Origin of the sequence: Flavobacterium sp. C3NV (assembly GCF_046825355.2) — a bacterium.
Classification (GTDB): Bacteria; Bacteroidota; Bacteroidia; order Flavobacteriales; family Flavobacteriaceae; genus Flavobacterium.
The window spans coordinates 53382-73850 of record NZ_JBKQBJ020000016.1 but is presented as its reverse complement, the minus strand read 5'-3'; the positions used below and the strand labels follow the sequence as shown (position 1 = coordinate 73850).

The window sequence follows — 20469 nt, the reverse complement described above, 5'->3', positions numbered from 1 at the left end:
TGCTAAAAAAAATATGGCTTTGTAATAACAACAAAAAATCACAACATAAATTCTAAATACTAACCACATTTAAAATTTAAAAAACAGATTACCACATTCCTAAACAAAAGACAACCAAAAAAACAAACCTAAAAATGACAGACAATAACAAGGAAGAATTTAAAAAAGAACTCGGACTTCTCGACGGAACCATGCTTGTAGTAGGTTCTATGATTGGTTCAGGAATATTTATTGTAAGTGCCGATATTGCCAGACAAGTAGGATCAACAGGATGGCTTATCTTAATATGGCTTATTTCAGGAATCATAACGATGATTGCTGCAGTAAGTTACGGAGAATTAAGCGCGATGTTTCCTAATGCCGGCGGGCAATACGTTTATCTTAAAGAAGCGTATAATAAATTAGTAGCGTTTTTATATGGCTGGAGCTTTTTTGCTGTTATCCAAACCGGAACAATTGCGGCGGTTGGAGTCGCATTTTCAAAATTTACAGCCTATTTAATTCCGGCAGTAAGTGATGAAAATATTATCTACGAAATGGGAAGTTTTAAACTCAATGTGGCGCAAATCGTTTCTATTGTAACCATTATTTTCCTTACTTATCTGAATACCCGTGGTGTAAAAAACAGCAAGATTCTACAAACGATTTTAACCATTATAAAAATAGTTTCCATTTCAGGATTAATCATTTTCGGATTTACATTAGCAGCCAAATCTTCTATCTGGAATATGAACTGGACAGATGCCTGGACGCCGCGTTCCTTTAATACCGAAACAGGTTCCTGGATGCCAATTGGTACAACAGCTTTAATTTCAGGGATTTCTGCCGCAATGGTTGGAACTTTATTTTCGAGTGATTCCTGGACAGGAGTTACCTTTATTGCAGGAGAAATAAAGAATCCGAAGAGAAATGTGGGTTTAAGCATGTTTTTGGGAACTTTAATTGTAACTATTATTTACGTTCTGGTCAATACAATGTATGTAGCCGTGATTCCGCTTAGCGAAATTGCCGGCGCAAAATCGGATCGGGTTGCGGTTGTAGCGGCCGACTATATTTTTGGAGATATAGGAACGCTGATCATCGCCATAATGATCATGATTTCGACATTTGCCTGCAATAACGGATTGATTATGGCCGGAGCCAGAGTATATTATACGATGGCGACTGATGGTTTGTTCTTTAAAAAAGCAGCAATATTAAATCATTCAAGCGTTCCTGCCTGGGCACTTTGGGCACAATGTATATGGGCATCTGTATTATGTCTTACCGGAAAATACGGAGATTTACTAGACTTCGTCATCATCATTGTGTTGATTTTCTATATTTTAACGATCTACGGAATTATACGTCTTCGCAAAAAAATGCCTGATGCAGTTCGCCCTTATAAAGCAATCGGATATCCTTTTTTACCATTGCTGTATATTGTAATTGCCTCGGCAGTTTGCGTGTCGTTATTGTTTACCAAATTTTCTACTTGTGGCTGGGGTGTTTTAATTATGTTAATGGGAATTCCAATCTATTATTTAATAAAAGAAAAAACGCCAAATTAATCTTTGACATCCTAACAGGTTTTTAAAACCTGTTAGGTCTGCTAAAATTTTGAATCAATTATTGATGTAGATGCACTTATGTGTCTGACAAATTGAATATTAAGAAATTTTTCGTACACGCGTTGCTGTGCGTCTCTACAATATAAAATGCTCAAATAGGTGTAGTGAATTTGTTTTGGCTTAAGCCAAAGAAAAAATAATTCGATTTACTTCATTTCATTTTTAAGGTTAAGAAATACTGTTTTTCAACACCTTACTTGCATTTAATAACTGATTTTCCTCACATTTTGGTTTCGATGGGTAATATAATATTAGTATTTGTTAATATTAACCCATAGATCTCAATAAATAATATATATTTTTATTAATATTTAAATTATGAGAACAACTGGTAAAAAAATAAGTGTATTTTTAACACTTTCGTATTGTTTAATAGCTCAGGCTCAGGGAACTTTGAAAGAGTATAAGAGAGCGAACGCTGTAGATTCTTTATTCAAAAATAAAGTAACTAATATTCCTAAAGAGTTTCATTGGGTTGGAAATGACTATGTATGGTATAGCAATAATCTATTAAAAGGAAAAGAATTTCTTTTGGTAGATGCCAAACAGCAAAAACAACAACAAGCTTTTGATCATAATAAATTAGCACAGTCATTATCAAAAATAGCAGGGAAAGAAATAAACGCCAAAGATCTCCCAATTGAAAATTTAGAGTTTGACAAAACCTTGTCTAGACTTACTTTTACAGCAGATACAATCAAAATCTCTTGTAATTTAAGTACTTACGAATTAAAGAAATTAGGCGCCTACAAAAAGCCTTTGAAAGCAAATGATTATTGGGGCGGAAACTTTGATGAACTGGGTAATAAACCTGTAGGTTCTCCGGATTCTTTACATACGGCATTCATTAAAAATTACAATTTATATATTAAAAATAAAAAGACTAAAGTAGAAACCCAGTTGAGTTATGATGGCTCAAAAGGTTTTTATTATTCATCATATTTACAGTGGTCACCAAATAGTGCCGAAATCATGGCGTATAAAGTAAGACCTGGCGAAGAACACAAAATTTATTTTGTAGAATCAAGTCCTAAAGATCAGTTTCAACCCAAATTACAAACGAGAGATTATTTAAAACCAGGCGATCAGTTACCATTTAAGAGTCCGCAACTGTTCGTTGTGGCTTCAAAAAAACAAATTCCGGTGGCGACTGATTTATTTCAGGAGCAATATGATCTTTCAGGGTTTGAATGGAAAGACGACAGCAGCAGTTTTACTTTCGAATACAATCAAAGAGGACATCAGGTATATCGCGTTCTTGAAGTAAATGCGACAACCGGAAAAGTAAAGGTTATTATAGAAGAAACAAGTCCGACGTTTGTAGAATACAGCGGAAAAAGATATCGTTTTGATAGTAAAAAAAGTAATGAAATTGTTTGGGCTTCGGAACGTGACGGATGGAATCATTTGTATTTATACGACGCTCTTACAGGTAAAGTAAAGAATCAGATTACTAAAGGTAACTGGCCAGTTAGAGAAGTAATTAAAGTGGACGAAGAAAAGAAACAAATCTATTTTACGGCAAGCGGATTAGACAAAGACCAGGATCCGTATTTGTTACAGTTTTGCCGAATTGATTTTAATGGAAAAAACTTCACAAGATTAACAACAGAAAACGGGAATCATAAAGTGACTTTTTCGCCAGATTATAAATATTATGTCGATCAGTATTCGCGTGTAGATTTGGCACCAATTACCATTTTAAAAAGCATCGACACTCAAAAATCTATTGTAGAAATGCAAAAAGCCGATATCACCGAATTACAGAAAACAGGCTGGACTGCACCGGAAGTTTTTACAGCAAAAGGTAGAGATGGCAAAACAGATATTTGGGGCGTTATCGTGCGTCCAACTACTTTAGATCCTAATCGAAAATATCCCATTATCGAATACATTTATGCAGGTCCGCAGGATTCATTTGTACCTAAAAATTTCCAGCCTTATTACTGGGCGATGTCTTCGCTGGCAGAATTAGGATTTATAGTAGTTCAGATTGACGGAATGGGAACTTCAAATCGTTCAAAAGCTTTTCATGATGTTTGCTGGAAAAATTTAAAAGACGGAGGTTTCCCAGACAGAAAACTCTGGATGAAAGCCGCTGCAACCAAATATCCTTATATGAATATTGATAAAGTTGGAATTCACGGAACATCTGCAGGAGGACAAAATGCGGGAGCAGCCTTAGTTTTTAATTCTGATTTTTATGATGTAGCCGTAGCATCTTGTGGCTGTCATGATAATCGAATGGATAAAATGTGGTGGAACGAACAATGGATGGGATATCCGGTAGGACCAGAATATGAAGCTTGCTCGAATACAGCAAATGCTGCACAACTAAACGGAAATTTGATGTTAATTCTAGGTGAATTAGATGATAATGTTGATCCGGCCTCTACCATGCAATTTGCAAACGCGCTGATAAAAGCCAATAAAAATTTTGAATTAGTAACTGTTCCAGGAATGGGACATTCGGCCGGAGGTGATTATGGAGAACGCAAACGCAGAGACTATTTTGTGCAGCATTTATTAGGTGTTACACCACCGGAGTGGAGCGAAGTTTATAAGTAAAAAACGTTTAAAAAGAATTAGATTATGAAAAGATATAGGCTATTTATTTGTGTAGTATTAAGTTTTTGGGCATCCTGTTCAACTACAGTAATGGCACAAGGAGGCGATCAGATTTTAGACGGAATTGGTGAGACAGGATTGATAGCGCGCTATATATTTGACGGAAATGCAAAGGATTGGTCAAGAAATAATTTACACGGAAAAATTCAGGAATCACAAGCCAAATTTGTAAATGACGAACAGTTTGGTAAAGTATTGTCTTTACCGGCAGATGCCAAAGCTTTTGTAACACTTCCGGGTGATGCATTGGTAGGAGAAGAATCTGTAAGTATAACAGGCTGGATTTTCCTGCGATCTGCACAAAAAGGGCAGATATTTTTTGATTTTGGAAAAAGTACCAATGCCCATTTTTTTGCTGAACCAATAGCAACTGATGGAGGATTTCAGGCTGAAATAAATAATGGAACAGGAGCAAAATACAAAGCAAATGCACCGGCTCTCGAAAAAGACAAATGGTATCATGTGGCCGTTGTGATCAATATTCCATCTAAATCTATTACCACTTTCGTGAATGGAGTACAGGTAAGCGAAACTAAAAATGTAGCACTCAATTTAGATCAGATTTTCGATAATAAATCAGGAGATAAAAATGTGCTTTACATTGGTAAATCATTAACATCAGAAAGTGCTTCTCTGAATGCTAAACTACATGATTTTAGAATCTACCGCATTCCTTTAAACGATAAACAAGTGGCCAGAATCTACCATAATTCTTTAAAAGAAGAGCAGGAAGAAGAATCAGGAGAAGAACAAGCAAAAGATCTTCCGTCGTTTCCTAAAACAAGTCCGCAACTTTACAATCAATATTTAACCAGCGTTTCAGATATTTCAGTAACAACAGGAGTAGGATTTCTGCCAAGATTACCAAGTTATATCAAAGGAGTTTACAAAGATGGCGTTCAGGGACCGGAAGTTCGTGTAATCTGGCCTGCGCCAACAGACAATAGTCAGGTACTAAAAACAGGTCAATATACCGTAACCGGAATCATTCCCGGAACAGCATTAAAACCAAAAGCCCTTGTAAAAGTAATTGAAGCAAAAGAAGTTGTAACACCACAACGCAAATTAGAAGTATTTCATCTTGATCAGGTTTCTTTGAATAATGATCTTGATGGAAACCAGACAAAATTTATAGAGAACCGCGATAAATTCATCACAACACTTGCCACCACAGATCCTGATTCTTTTTTATATATGTTCCGTAACGCGTTTGGACAAGCACAGCCAACAGGAGCAGAACCACTTGGAGTTTGGGACACACAAGAAACCAAATTGCGCGGACACGCAACCGGACATTACCTAACGGCTATTGCTCAGGCATATGCAAGTACAGGTTATGATAAAACGCTTCAGGCCAATTTTAAGGAAAAAATGGAGTACATGGTCAATACGTTGTACGATTTAGAACAGCTTTCAGGAAAACCAAAGGAAGCCGGAGGTAAATCTGTGTCAGATCCTACGGAAGTTCCTTTTGGTCCTGGAAAAACAAGTTACGATTCAGATTTAAGTCCGGAAGGTATTCGTACCGATTACTGGAATTGGGGAAAAGGATTTATTAGTGCTTATCCGCCGGATCAGTTTATTATGCTCGAAAACGGAGCAACTTACGGAGGACAAAAAACTCAAATTTGGGCACCTTATTACACTTTGCATAAAATCCTTGCCGGTTTAATGGATGTTTACGAAGTAAGTGGCAACGAAAAAGCGCTTGAAACAGCCAAAGGCATGGGAGACTGGGTGTATGCGCGTATGAAAAAACTACCTACCGAAACGCTTATCAGTATGTGGAACCGATATATCGCTGGAGAATTTGGCGGAATGAACGAAGCCATGGCAAGATTGTACAGAATTACAAAAGATCCTCATTATCTGGAAGTAGCCCAATTATTCGATAACATCAAAGTGTTTTACGGCGATGCCAAACACTCACACGGACTGGCAAAAAATGTAGACACTTTCCGCGGATTGCATGCCAATCAGCACATTCCGCAAATTATGGGAGCGCTCGAAATGTACCGTGATTCTAATACGCCTGAATATTACAACGTAGCTGATAACTTTTGGTACAAAACTGTAAACGATTATATGTATACGATTGGTGGTGTTGCAGGAGCAAGGAATCCAGCAAATGCAGAATGTTTTATAAGCCAGCCCGCTACGATTTACGAAAATGGTTTTTCATCGGGAGGTCAAAATGAGACTTGCGCCACTTACAATATGCTGAAATTAACGGGAGATTTGTTCCTTTATGATCAGCGTGCAGAATATATGGATTACTACGAGCGTGGTCTTTATAATCATATTCTGGCTTCTGTAGCTCAAGATAGTCCTGCCAATACGTATCACGTACCGTTACGACCGGGTTCAGTAAAACAATTTGGTAATGCACACATGACAGGTTTTACTTGTTGCAATGGAACTGCTATTGAGAGTAATACAAAATTCCAGAATTCCATTTATTTTAAAAGTACAGACACCAATACATTGTATGTCAATCTTTACGTACCATCCACTTTAGAATGGACAGAAAAAAAGGTAACTATAGTACAAACAACAGATTTTCCTAATGAAGATTTTACCCGATTGACGATCAAAGGAAATGGCAAATTTGATATTAAAGTTCGTGTACCACATTGGGCAACCAAAGGATTTTTTGTAAAGATAAATGGGAAAGAGGAAAAGATAAAAGCCCAACCCGGAAGCTATCTTACTTTGAATAGAAAATGGAAAGACGGAGACGCAATTGAATTGCGCATGCCGTTTCAGTTTCACTTAGAATCGGTAATGGATCAGCAAAATATCGCGAGTTTATTTTATGGACCAATATTGCTTGCCGCGCAGGAGCCCGAACCAAGAAAAGACTGGCGCAAAGTAACCTTAGACGTAAAAGATATCAGTAAATCGATACAGGGAGATCCTAAGAAACTAGAATTTACTATCGACGGAATTGTGTATAAACCATTTTACGAAAGCTATGGCCGCCATTCGGTTTATCTGGATGTTACGCTGAAATAATTTATTAGAAATGGCTAAAAAATAATGCCACAGATTACACAGATTCTCACTGATTAAAAAATCATTTTAATCCTTTAATCTGTGGCAAAAAAACATTCAGAATCATCAAACCAAAAACATGAAAAAATATTTCCTAACCCTTTTTTTATTTTTAGCAATGGCAGTTCCTTCATTTGCAAACGACCTTATTGATGTTATAAATACTTTTCAGGCAGATAAAACAACCTTGCAGAATTTTTATTCGAACAATGAATCAGAAGAATATTATGTTCGGTTTTCAAAGTTTTATGCCGATTGGGAAAAAACAGTAAAAGCTATTGATTTTAAAAATTTGTCTAAAGACGGAAAAGTAGATTATTTGCTGTTGAAAAATCTAATTAATAAAGAGAATTACTTTTTACAAATAGAATATAAAGGGTATAAAGAAGTCGCTTCGGTATTGGATTTTTCAGATGATATTACTCTTTTTATCCAAGAAAGAAGAAGAGGCAAAAGACCCGTTTCGAGTCAATTGGCAAAAGCATTTGACCTTGCCGGAATTAGTATTGATAAAAAAACAGAGGTTTTAAAAAATAAACCTTTTAAAGATTGGTTTGCAGCAGATAAAGCCGCTAAATCTGTCGTTTCTTTCGAGAAATCATTAAAAGAAGCTTATGAATTTTATTATAGTTACGATCCTGACTTTACCTGGTGGATGCAGAAACCGTATAAAAACCTATCGGATAAACTTAAAGTTTACGAAGAATTTTTAAGAGGAAACTATGCTAAAAACAGCGTAAAAGATGACGGAAGCGGCATTATAGGAAAACCAATTGGCAGAGAAGCTATTATCAAAAGTTTAGCTTATGAATATATTCCGTATTCGCCTGAAGAACTTATTGCTACTGCACAAAATCAATTTGAGTGGTGCAAGAAAGAAATGATAAAAGCATCGACAGAATTAGGTTACGGAAACGATTGGAAAAAAGCGCTGGAACACGTAAAAGACACTTATGTTCCTGCAGGCGAACAACCGCAAGCCATTACAAGTTTGTACGAGCAATCGGTTAAATTTATAGAAGACAGGGATTTAATCACCTTGCCGGATTTGACAAAAGAAACCTGGCAAATGATTATGATGACACCGGAACGCCAGAAAATAAACCCGTTTTTTACAGGAGGATGGGAAATTAGTATTTCGTATCCAACCGAAGATATGGATCAGAAAGACAAGCTGATGAGTATGCGTGGTAATAATCCGAACTTCTCTTTTGCGACCGTGCAGCACGAATTATTGCCGGGACATAATTTGCAGTTTTTCATGAATAGCCGTTATAAATCGTACAGGCAGCCTTTTGATACTCCGTTTTGGATGGAAGGCTGGGCTTTGTATTGGGAAATCAACCTTTGGAACAAACAATTTCCACAAACGCCCGAACAAAAATTAGGAATGTTATTCTGGAGAATTCACCGTTGCGCCCGAATCATTTTTTCATTAAAATACCATTTGGGAGAAATGACGCCACAGCAATGCATTGATTTGTTAGTAAACGAAGTAGGGCACGAAAGAGCCAATGCAGAAGCCGAAGTAAGACGTTCTTTTGCCAGCGGAGATGCACCATTATATCAGGTTGCTTATATGACAGGAGGATTACAGTTTTATGCTTTAAGAAACGAATTGCTGGCCAAAGGTTGGACAGAAAAGCAATTTCACGACCGTGTTTTAAAAGAAAATATAATGCCGGTAGAAATGCTCAGAATTATATTAGAAGATTTACCTGTTGCTGAAGATTATAAAACGAATTGGAAGTTTTCGACTGATTTTAAATAATTAATTCAAGCTGGTATTTAATAACTGTAGTGCTTATGGACATGTCATTAAGTTTTTTAAAAAGCAAAAAATAAAATTTTACCGCAAAGTTCGCAAAGGGTTACGCAAAGTTTACAAAGCTTTATGAATTGCGCTTTGCTTTAAGATCGCAAAGCGGTTATGTGAAATTTTAACTTAATGACATTGCCATTAGCAACTTGAATTAATTAGAATAAAATTCATCTCTAAAAAGTATAAATAAAAAGAATAAATAAAGTCTGTTTAGATTTTTAAAATAATAATAAATATGAAAAAAATAACATTATTAGCCGTGATGATTTGCTGCTCGATTGCTTCAAATAATTTGCAAGCGCAGGAGTATTGGGATAAAATCAAAGCTGAAAAATCGACATTGGAGATAGATAAAGGATTCATTAATGTGAGCACCAAATCATTTCAGCTTAAATTATTAAAATCCTCTCAAACGGTAGCTTCTTTATCTCCTGCGACAGATAAAACCTTTGATTTTACTCCAGGTGAGCGACTTTCGATAAGAGACAAAGACGGACTTTACCAATTGGGAGATATTAATTTTAGAATTAAAGATGCGACCGGAGCCTGGAAAAATTACTCGAGTGCAGCCAAACGTGCGTCGGTAAAAGAACTTTCAGTTTCAGGAACTACATTGGCAGCAGCCGATCTTTCTAATACTTTTCCGGCGGGAACTCCGCTTAGCGTAAAACGTTATTACGAAGATAAAAACGGAGATTTGGTGATGCGTTTTGAAATTACGAATACTTCAGGAACAGCAATAGAAATTGGAGCTTTAGGAATTCCTATGGTTTTTAATAATATTCTAGAAGGAAAATCATTGGATGAAACACATGCCCATAATGTATTTTTTGATCCTTATATAGGAAAAGATGCCGGTTATCTTGAAGTAAAAAGATTAAGCGGTCACGGTCCGGCGTTGTTATTACTTCCTGAAGAAAATATGCCATTTGAAGCCTATCGTCCGTTATTGGATGATGCTACGCCAAGAAGTATCGTTTTTGAAGGATTTCATGAATGGATGCCATTGAGTAAAGCCTATGCTGAAAATGAATGGAAATCAGCAGAACAATGGAATACTCCTTCTTCGACAGTACTTGAGCCCGGAGCTTCTAAAAATTTCTCTTTGAAATTGGTTTTGGTTGATGAAATTAAAAACATCCAAAAAACATTAATCGAAAAAGAACGTCCGGTAGCGATAGGAGTTCCCGGATATGTATTGCCGCAAGATGTCGACGGCCAACTTTTTTTACAATATAAAAAAGCCGTTAAATCTTTTAAAATTGAACCGGAAGGCGCTTTGGCAATTGAGGCAAAAGGAAAAAATGATAAAGGATATTTTCAATACAAAGTAAACGGAAAAAAATGGGGAAGAGCCAGATTGACGGTAATTTATGAAGATGGTTTACAGCAAACGATTAATTATAAAGTAATAAAAGCTGAAAAAGATGTTGTGGCAGATTTTGGTCATTTCTCTACAACCGCACAATGGTTTGACGAGAAAAATGATCCTTTTCACAGAAATCCTTCTGTAATCTCGTATGATTATGAAACTAAAAAACAAGTAAGTCAGGACAGCCGCGTATGGATTGCTGGTTTAAGTGACGAAGGTGGAGCAGGAGGCTGGTTGGGCGCTATTATGAAACAATTGATAGAGCCTAATAAAGAAGAAATAGTAAAGTTAGAGCAATTTGTTGATAAAACACTTTGGGGCGGAATTCAGTATAACACAGCAGATACGCTTAAATACGGTGTTAAAAAAAGTGTTTTTTATTACGAACCTACTTTAATGCCGGAAGGAACGTACAGTAAAGATGTAAATTACAAAACATGGGCTGCATGGGACAAAAAAGGATCTGATGATCCGGGAAGATCATACAATTATCCTCACGTTGCCGCTGCACACTGGACAATGTATCGTTTGGCGAGATACCACAAAGGATTGGTAACGAATCATAGCTGGGATTGGTATTTAAAAAATGCCTACGAAACCAGTATTGCAATGACAACTCTGGCGCCTTATTATGCGCAGTTTGGACAAATGGAAGGAACGGTTTTTTTATTGATTTTAAAAGATCTAAAAACCGAAGGATATACCGAAATGGCTAATAATCTGGAAGCTAAAATGAAAGCAAGAGCCGATCATTGGCGAACGCTTAATTATCCTTTTGGAAGTGAAATGCCTTGGGATTCTACAGGTCAGGAAGAAGTTTATATGTGGTCGGATTATTTTGGATACAATGACAAAGCAAAGATTACACTGGATGCCATTTTAGCTTATATGCCAACAATGCCTAACTGGGCGTATAACGGAAACGCGCGCAGGTATTGGGACTTTTTGTATGGAGGAAAATTGTCGAGAGTAGAACGTCAGATTCATCATTATGGTTCGGCGTTGAATGCGATTCCGGTTTTGGAACAATTCAGAAAAACACCTGAAGATTTTCATTTACTAAAAGTAGGTTACGGTGGATTATTAGGCGGAATTTCGAATATTACCGAAGATGGTTTTGGACCATCGGCTTTTCACTCTTATCCTGAAACGCTTAGAATCGATTATTTATCTGGTGATTATGGTTCCGGTTTCTTTGGTTATGCGGTAAATACAGCGACTTTTATAACCAATGAAAAAGATTTGGGCTGGTTGGCTTTTGGAGGAAATTTAAAAGAGAAAGGCGATGAAGTCGAAGTAGAAATTACAACAGCAGCTAAATCTAAAGTATTCATTGGGGCAAAAAAAATGTGGCTGACATTAGATGCAGGAACATTCAATAAAGTGAGCTACAATACTAAAACGGGTGAAGTAAAAATTACTTTAGATCCTAAAACAGCGTATACACCAGATGCTTATTTAAGAATCGATAAAGAGGTAAAATTGCCTTATGAAAAAGTAAGAGGAGCATATAAAATTGCCTTGAAAACAAAAGCAATTCAAATTAAATTATAAGAATGAAACAGCAATCAAAACATCTTTTCAAAAAGCTACTATTTGTTTTATTTGGAATAGTTGCCGGTTTAAATTCCAGTGCACAAAATTTCGATAAATTTTTCCTCAAAAAAGACCTGACTACAGTAGGGGTTTATTATTACCCTGAACATTGGGATCAGAGTCAATGGGATCGTGATTTGAAAAAAATTGCCGAAATGGGTTTCGAATTTACCCATTTTGGAGAATTTGCCTGGGCGCAATTAGAACCACAGGAAGGTGTTTATGATTTTAAATGGCTGGATAAAGCGGTTGAAATTGCTGCAAAATATAAGTTGAAAATTATTATGTGTACGTCGACAGCCACTCCGCCGGTATGGCTCGTTCGTCAACATCCGGATATTCTTTCAACTTATGAAGATGGGACAAAAACCGATCATGGTTCGAGACAACACGCATCATTTTCAAGTAATTATTATCGTTCTTATTCTTTAAAAATGATTGAGCAATTGGCCAAAAGATATGGTAATAATAAAAACATTATTGGTTGGCAGGTAGACAACGAGCCATCCCGTTTTCTGGATTATGGTGCAGATGCGCAGCAACGCTATCGCAATTGGCTAAAGACAAAATATAAAACTATTGAAGCGTTAAATCAGGCGTGGGGAAATAATTTCTGGAGCGGAACTTATTCTGACTTTAGTCAAATTAATATTCCGTTGCACAAAGAATGGGGAATGAACCTGCATTCTCAATTAGATCATTATCGATTTGCTGATGAGGAAACCGCCACTTTTCTGGACAGTCAGGCAGTTACGATACGCAAACTGGTAAGCAAAGACCAATGGATTACGTCTAATTACAGATCCAATTACGATGAAAGTTTTGTTGGAATGTCTAAAGAACTGGATTTTGATTGTTACACAAGATATTTGGTCTACGGAGGAAGTTTAGGAATAGGTTCAAAAGGATATCGTTTAGGCGATTATACCAGTATTGGAATGTCGAATGACTTTTTCCGACCTTTAAAAGGAATGTATGGTTGTATGGAATTACAGCCTGGACAAGTAAACTGGGGCAGTATTAATCCGCAGCCTTTGCCGGGAAGTGTTCGCATGTGGTTGTGGCATGTTTTTGCCGGCGGAAGTAAATTTACGTGTACGTATCGTTTTCGTGCGCCTTTATACGGTTACGAGCAATTTCATTACGGAATTGTAGGTACCGATGGTGTAACGCCAACGGTAGGGGGTAATGAATTTGGTCAGTTTATAAAAGAAATTGATACGCTGCGAAAAAAGTATGATGCTAAGGCAACATTGCCGGATTATTATTTAAAACGAAAAACCGGAATTCTGTTCAATCCGGATAATGTAATGGGGATTGAATTAAACAAGCAAACAAAAGAGTGGAATACTATTGGACACTTTTTAAAATATTACAGAGCGACGAAATCTTTTGGTGCTCCGGTAGACTTTGTTCGCGACACTACTAATTTTTCTAAATATCCTTTTTTGATAGTACCTGCTTATCAGATGATTGATCAAAAAATGATCGATAAACTAACCTTGTATGCCAAAAACGGAGGGAATTTGATAATGAGTTGCCGATCCGGAATTCAAAATCGCCAAGGTCATCTTTGGGAAGCTAAATTCTACGAACCTATGTGGAATTTAATTGGTTCTCAAATAGAATCCTATGATTTATTAATGCCTCAATCTCCGGGCGTTATTAAATTTAATAATCAGGAATTTGCCTGGACCAGTTGGGGAGATTTATTAAAACCTAATAAAGAAACAGAAGTTTGGGCCACTTACGAAGGAGATTTTTATGCTGGAACACCCGCTATTATTTCGCGTAATTTAGGTAAAGGAACTGTAACGTATATTGGTGTAGATTCTAAAAACGGTGAACTTGAAAAACAGGTATTAAGAAAGTTGTACCAAAAACAAAATGCCCTTATAGAAAATTATCCTGAAGGAATTATGGTCGAATATCGCGACGGATTTGGTATTGCAGTCAATTATTCTGATAAGGTTTATAATATGAATTTACCGGACAAAGCAAAAATCATTATTGGTACCAAAGCAATAAAAACTGCTGATGTATTGGTTTGGAAATATTAATAGAATTTATTTAAATATAAATTAGATAATGCTTGTCAGGCTGAGCGGAGTCGAAGCCCCCGTTTCTATAAAAAGTCTTCGACTCCGCTATCAATGAAGTTTTTTGAAACTAGAATAAAAAATCCGTACAAATCCGCGTTTTTGCAAAGCAAATCCGTGTCATCTGCGTACCATTTTAATATTGATAAAAAAGATACAATGCTGAAAAAGAAACTATTTTACAGTCTTATCATACTTGTTTTTACAGGAACTGTTTTTGCTCAAAAAGATATTCCTGTAAACACGCCCGGAGCCGGAAATCCTATTTTGCCGGGTTGGTTTGCTGATCCTACCATTAAAAAGTTTGGCGATATTTATTATATCTATGCCACGACAGATAATGAAATGCTGGCATCTGGCGCGCCTACAGTCTGGTATAGTAAAGACTTCAAAAATTGGTTCAATTATATCATGGAAATTCCTTCATTTTCAGCAAAATCGATTACGAATTTTTGGGCTCCGGATATTGTAGAAGGAGACGATGGTAAATATTATTTGTATTTTGGAAATTGCGAAATAGGCTGTAATATTTACGGCTATGTTTCAGATACTCCTGTTGGTCCTTGGAAAAAATTAAGCGAACAGGACGTTCCCGTAATTTCAAACGGATATCCACGAGAAGGTTATCCGTCTCTGGATGCGCAGTTTTTTAAAGACACCGATGGTAAATTATATGGTTATTGGGGAACCTGGGTGCATTACAACGGCGGATACGCTGTTGGAGAATTAAACAAAAAAACGATGGGAGAAATGGTTCATTCGACCAATATTCCGCTTGCACAAACTCCCGCTCCGTTTGAAGCTGCTTATATGATGAAAAAAGGTTCTAAATATATCTTAATGTATTCAGGAGCTTCTTGCCACGACGAAACTTATAATGTTCGTTATTCGTATTCTGATTCGCCATACGGACCTTTTACGCCTGGACAAAACAATCCAATTTTGAGTACCAATGAAGATCAAACCGTACATGGTCCCGGTCATCATTCTGTATTACAAGATAAAGACGATTATTACATTGTGTATCATAAACACGATTATCCTATGACTCGAGGCGGACTTGCCAGACAGGTTTGTATCGATAAAATGATTTTCGAAAATGATTCTACCATACAAAAAGTACTACCTACAAGTAAAGGTATAAGTGATCTTGTTAAATCTACTGTACCAAAGGATATTGCTTTCGGATCAAAAACAACAGCATCATCTTATTATCATTTAAAATCGACTCAATACGATTACGAATATAAACCTTCGTATGCGACAGATGATAATAATGCCACAATGTGGAAAGCGGCGAATAATATATCATCTCAGGACTTAACCATCGATTTGGGAACTGTTCAAACCATAAAAAGAGTAATGACGCAATTTGAATTTGCGAGTTATTATTACCAATACAAACTGGAATATTCTGTAAACGGAAAAAACTGGTTGCTTTATGCTGATAAATCTAAAAACAGCACCGCCGGAAGTCCAATGATTGATGATAATGATGTAAAAGCACGTTATATAAAGCTTACTGTTTTAGCGACTGAAAAAACAGGATTGTATGCTGCAGTTTGGAATATCAAAGTGTATAGTTCTTTATTTGATCTTCCGTTAGCATTAAAAAATGTACCATCGAAAATACCTCCTGCTGTAAAAAGCACTAAGAAATTATTAGTTGATCTTGATGCTAATAAAATCGCAAACAATTCATCCATAAATATAATTTCGAATAAAGGTGCTATTGGTGGAACTTTCACAAAAAGCGGCGAAATAACTTTAGAAAAACCGGATGGAATTAAAGCTTTTCATTTTAAAAACGGAGCATTGACATTAGATAAACCAGTTCCGAAATCTTTAGCATGGAATGGTTCTTATACAGTCGCAACCTGGGTGAAAAATCCTGACGTTGCCAAAGAAGGAGAAATTCTGGCATCGTGGTGTGACAGAAACGAATTTAATTTAGCCAATTCATACAATGCTTTGGCTTATAATAGCAGCAATTACGGAGCTGCACCTCATCTGGACGGACATTTTGATATGCGTTACAAAACGATTCCAGAGGCGAATAAATGGCATTATATCGTCCTGACTTTTGATGGAGTAGTAGAGAAAATATATGTAGATGGTGTGCTGGACAATTCACAAAATATGTTATTATCTTCTGCAATTGAAAAAGCTAAAATTATCATTGGAGCATCAGATATTGGAGAAAATTTCTCTGGTTTTATGGCTTCTTTGCGTTTGTACGATTATGCAATTGATCAAAAAGGTGTATTGGAATTAATGAAACAGACGAAACCTAAAACAGAATAATTTTCTTAAATAATTATAAATACAATTCAATTAATTTAATTTAAACACATAGAAAAATAGATTTTATGATTTTGAAAAAAAGGTAAATCAAAAAGAAATAAGTTTCTCAAACATCGTTATGCGTTTAATTTAGGTTTTTATAAATTATCTTAAATTAGCATTTTATAATCTAAAAACAGAAAAAATGACAATTGGTATAGGCGGATCTACTGCTGCAATCGAATTAGAAAAAATACAAAACAGAACTCAGGATGTACAGCCAATTCAGTTGGAGGAATATCTGGAACGCATCAAAAAGGCAACTGGATTGATGAAAGAGCTTTCTGTTCAGGCCCTTTACCTGAATGCGGGAACCAATCTGTATTATTTTACAGGAACGAAATGGAATGCTTCTGAAAGAATGGTTGGTGCTTTATTGTTTGATGATGGTTCTTTAGAATATATAGTGCCAAAATTTGAAGAAGGTACTTTTAAAAAATACATGAAAGTTCAGGCCAATATTAATTGTTGGGAAGAGCACGAATCGCCTTATTTTTTATTTGGTAAATTATTGAATGACAGAAACTCTGAGTATGAGAGAATTGCCATTGATGAATCTGCGCCTTATTTTTTAGTTGATGGCGTTTCAAAAGCCAATACTTCGAATGCTTTTATAAATGCGCAAGAAATTACGGCCGCTTGCAGAATGCAAAAGTCTAAAAATGAAATTGCTATTATTCAAAAAGCAAAAGATATTACGATGGAGGTTCAGCGTGCTGCCGCTAAAATATTACGACCAGGAATTACCGTCGACGAAGTAGTTGATTTTATAAATAAAGCACACATTAAGGCCGGAATACCTTCGGGCTCTTATTTCTGTATTGTTTTATTTGCTGATGATACACAATATCCTCATGGCGTTTCGGTTCCTCAGCCTTTAAAAGAAAATGATGCTGTGATTGTAGATACAGGCTGTAGATTAGAAGGTTATCTTTCTGATATTACAAGATCTTATGCATACGGAAATCCTTCGGAAGAATACAGAATCATTTGGAATCTAGAGCAAAAAGTTCAATTTGCTGCTTTTGAAGCGGCTAATATCGAGGCTTCGTGCGGATCTGTCGATGACGCAGCGAGAAAAACTTTGGCGGAAGCCGGACTAAGCCCTGATTATGATTTACCGGGATTACCGCACAGAGTAGGGCACGGAACCGGATTAGACATTCATGAATTCCCATATTTAGTCCGCGGAAGCGAAATAAAATTGCAGGAAGGAATGGTCGTGAGTAATGAACCGATGATTTGTATTCCGGGGAAATTTGGAATCAGGCACGAAGATCATTTTTACATGACAGAAAACGGGGCGAAGTGGTTTACTGAGCCAATGCATAGTGTTGATAATCCTTTTGGATATTAAATATCCACTCTGTTTGTCATTTCGAGGAACGAGAAATCTCCGTTAGTAATTCTACAAAGATTGGCGATTTTCTTTGTCGAGTTTCTAGTGTGATCCTTCGTTCCTGAATGACAAAAATGGGAAATAGTTCTTATGAAAACAATTGCCCTAGCCCCGATAGAAGTGGAAATCCTTTTGTGCCGGGGTTCGGCACAAAAGATTGAAACGTATTGCTTCGCCAGTTCGCTCTTTCAGGCTCGGGTGCGGGATTAGCTCCTAAAAAAACATTATATCATTAGCAATCGAAATGACAAGACTACGCTTGATATAAATATTGTAATTCGTTATAGTATTAATTTAAAAAAATAAAAAAAATGAAGCAATTTTTACTGTTATTATTGACCATTGCATATTCGGCTATTCAGGCGCAGGAAAGTTCTTTAATTAAGATCGAAACTCAAAATTCTGCGTTAGTGCTTAAGGTTGGTAAAAACAAAAAATTGTATCAGACGTATTTAGGAACAAAACTGAATAACAGTAGCGAATACGAAGCCGTTTCGAAAGAAAATACCAAGAATTTTGTGGTGAATGACGGGAATCCTTTAATCGATTTACGTCATTCAGCATATCCAACTTTTGGAACCGATAATTTATTTGAACCCGCTATTAGAATTACGCATAACGACGGAAATCCTTCATTAGAATTAGAATATCAAAATCATACAATTCAAAAAATTGATGATAATACAGATGAGATTATCATCAAATTAAAAGATCCTCAATATCCGGTTTTTGTCAATCTTCATTATAAAACATTCTATAAAGAAAATGTAATCGAATCGTGGACAGAAATTCAGCACAACGAGAAAAAATCGGTAATGCTGTACAATTACGCTTCATCGGCATTGCATTTGGATGCAGATCAATATTGGCTGACACAATTTTACAGTGATGTGGTCGAGGAAGTTCGAATGGAAGAAAGTCAGCTTACAAGAGGCATCAAGGTTATCGATTCTAAATTAGGAGTTCGAACCAATATGTTTGCGTCACCCAGTTTTTTTCTTTCTTTAAATTCTAAATCGGGCGAAAATACAGGCGAAGTGATTGCAGGTACAATTGCATGGTCGGGAAACTTTAAATATACATTTGATATTGATAACAATAATGAGTTAAGAATTATTTCAGGTATTAATGAATTTGCTTCCGAGTATAATTTAGAGCCCGGAAAAACATTCAAAACTCCTGTTTTTATTTATACCTTTTCGAATCAGGGCAAAGGTCAGGCGAGTAGAAATTTGCATGCCTGGGCTAGAAAGTATGGCCTAAAAGATGGCGAAAAACCGCGACTTACTTTATTGAACAATTGGGAAACAACCTTTTTTGATTTTGATGAAAACAAACTCGCCAACATGTTTACAGATGCTAAAACATTGGGCGTAGATATGTTTTTGCTGGATGATGGCTGGTTTGGAAACAAATATCCAAGAAGCGGTTCTACATCTGGTTTAGGCGACTGGCAGGCTACAAAATCAAAATTGCCAAACGGTATTGGTTTTCTGATGGAAAAAGCCAAAGAAACCAATGTGAAATTTGGTATCTGGATCGAGCCGGAAATGATCAACGAAAAGACAGAACTGTACGAAAAACATCCGGATTGGGTATTGAGTTTGCCTAACAGAGAAAAGAATATTTATCGCACACAATTGGTTCTTGATTTATGCAATCCGCAGGTTCAGGATTTTGTTTTTAAGGTTGTCGATGATATCATGCAAACCAAATCAGGAGTTGCCTTTTTTAAATGGGATTGCAATCGTATGATGACCAGTGCATATTCGACCTATCTTAAAAATCAGCAATCGCATTTGTTTATAGAGTATACAAAAGGTTTGTATAAAGTTCTGGATCGAATAAAAGCCAAGTATCCTGATCTTCCTATGATGCTTTGTGCCGGAGGAGGAGGAAGGGTCGATTACGGATTTCTAAATTATTTTACTGAGTTTTGGGCCAGCGACAACACAGATCCGTTTGACCGTGTTTTTATACAATGGGGATATTCTAATTTTTATCCGGCATTGGCAACCTGTAATCATGTGACTTCTATGGGCAATCAATCCATTAAATTTAAAACCGATGTTGCGATGATGGGTAAACTGGGTTTTGATATTCACGTAGGCGGATTAAAACCAAACGAATTGCAATTTTGTCAGCAAGCAGTTGCCAATTACAAACGATTAAGTCCCGTAATTTGGCAAGGAGATTTGTATCGATTGATTTCGCCTTATGAAGAAAGCAGGGCAGTATTATCGTATGTGAATCAGGATAAAACCAAGTCGGTTGTTTTCTCTTATACCTTGCATCCATTAACCGATCCTAATTACAGTTTAGTACGATTAGAAGGACTTGATCCTTTAAAACAATATATAGTAAGAGAAATAAATCTTATGCCCGATGGCAAAAACACTTTTGAAGGATCAGGAAATTTTTTTTCGGGAGATTTTTTGATGAAAGTAGGTTTGAAAATTTCTTCTGCAAGACAGGAAAGTAGTGTTGTATTAGAGGTTACCGCTGCCGATTTGAAGAATTAATTCGTATTAATTTTTGCGATTTTG

At 36.3% G+C, this 20469-nt stretch carries 9 protein-coding genes; all 9 read left to right on the top strand.

All coding sequences use genetic code 11. The features are described from left to right. Nucleotides 1-134 precede the first annotated feature (134 nt). The 9 genes from ACIDC4_RS19890 to ACIDC4_RS19850 all read left to right on the top strand — a co-directional run bounded on the left by ACIDC4_RS19890 (nt 135) and on the right by ACIDC4_RS19850 (nt 20445). Entirely contained in the window at nt 135-1550 is a 1416-nt protein-coding gene (locus tag ACIDC4_RS19890; RefSeq protein ID WP_412044225.1) for an APC family permease, read from the top strand. 378 nt (nt 1551-1928) lie between these two features. Further along, on the top strand, nt 1929-4178 hold the full coding sequence (locus ACIDC4_RS19885; protein WP_412044224.1) for a S9 family peptidase: 2250 nt from the start codon (nt 1929-1931) through the stop codon (nt 4176-4178). A gap of 24 nt (nt 4179-4202) precedes the next feature. After that, entirely contained in the window at nt 4203-7253 is a 3051-nt protein-coding gene (locus ACIDC4_RS19880) for a beta-L-arabinofuranosidase domain-containing protein (RefSeq protein WP_412044223.1), read from the top strand. 118 nt (nt 7254-7371) lie between these two features. Then, nucleotides 7372-9063, top strand: coding sequence for a DUF885 family protein (locus tag ACIDC4_RS19875; RefSeq protein ID WP_412044222.1), 1692 nt, complete (start codon nt 7372-7374; stop codon nt 9061-9063). Between the two features lie 286 nt (nt 9064-9349). Then, nucleotides 9350-12040: a DUF5695 domain-containing protein gene (locus ACIDC4_RS19870; RefSeq protein ID WP_412044221.1), complete on the top strand. Its 2691-nt coding sequence runs from the start codon at nt 9350-9352 to the stop codon at nt 12038-12040. 2 nt (nt 12041-12042) lie between these two features. Then, nucleotides 12043-14142, top strand: coding sequence for a beta-galactosidase (locus ACIDC4_RS19865; RefSeq protein WP_412044220.1), 2100 nt, complete (start codon nt 12043-12045; stop codon nt 14140-14142). 198 nt (nt 14143-14340) lie between these two features. Then, on the top strand, nt 14341-16485 hold the full coding sequence (locus tag ACIDC4_RS19860; protein ID WP_412044219.1) for a family 43 glycosylhydrolase: 2145 nt from the start codon (nt 14341-14343) through the stop codon (nt 16483-16485). Between the two features lie 184 nt (nt 16486-16669). Beyond that, a complete protein-coding gene (locus ACIDC4_RS19855; protein WP_412044218.1) occupies nt 16670-17881 on the top strand; it encodes a M24 family metallopeptidase in 1212 nt (403 codons plus the stop codon). Between the two features lie 353 nt (nt 17882-18234). Further along, complete coding sequence (locus ACIDC4_RS19850) at nt 18235-20445, top strand: alpha-galactosidase (protein WP_412044217.1); 2211 nt, start codon at nt 18235-18237, stop codon at nt 20443-20445. Nucleotides 20446-20469 lie beyond the last annotated feature (24 nt).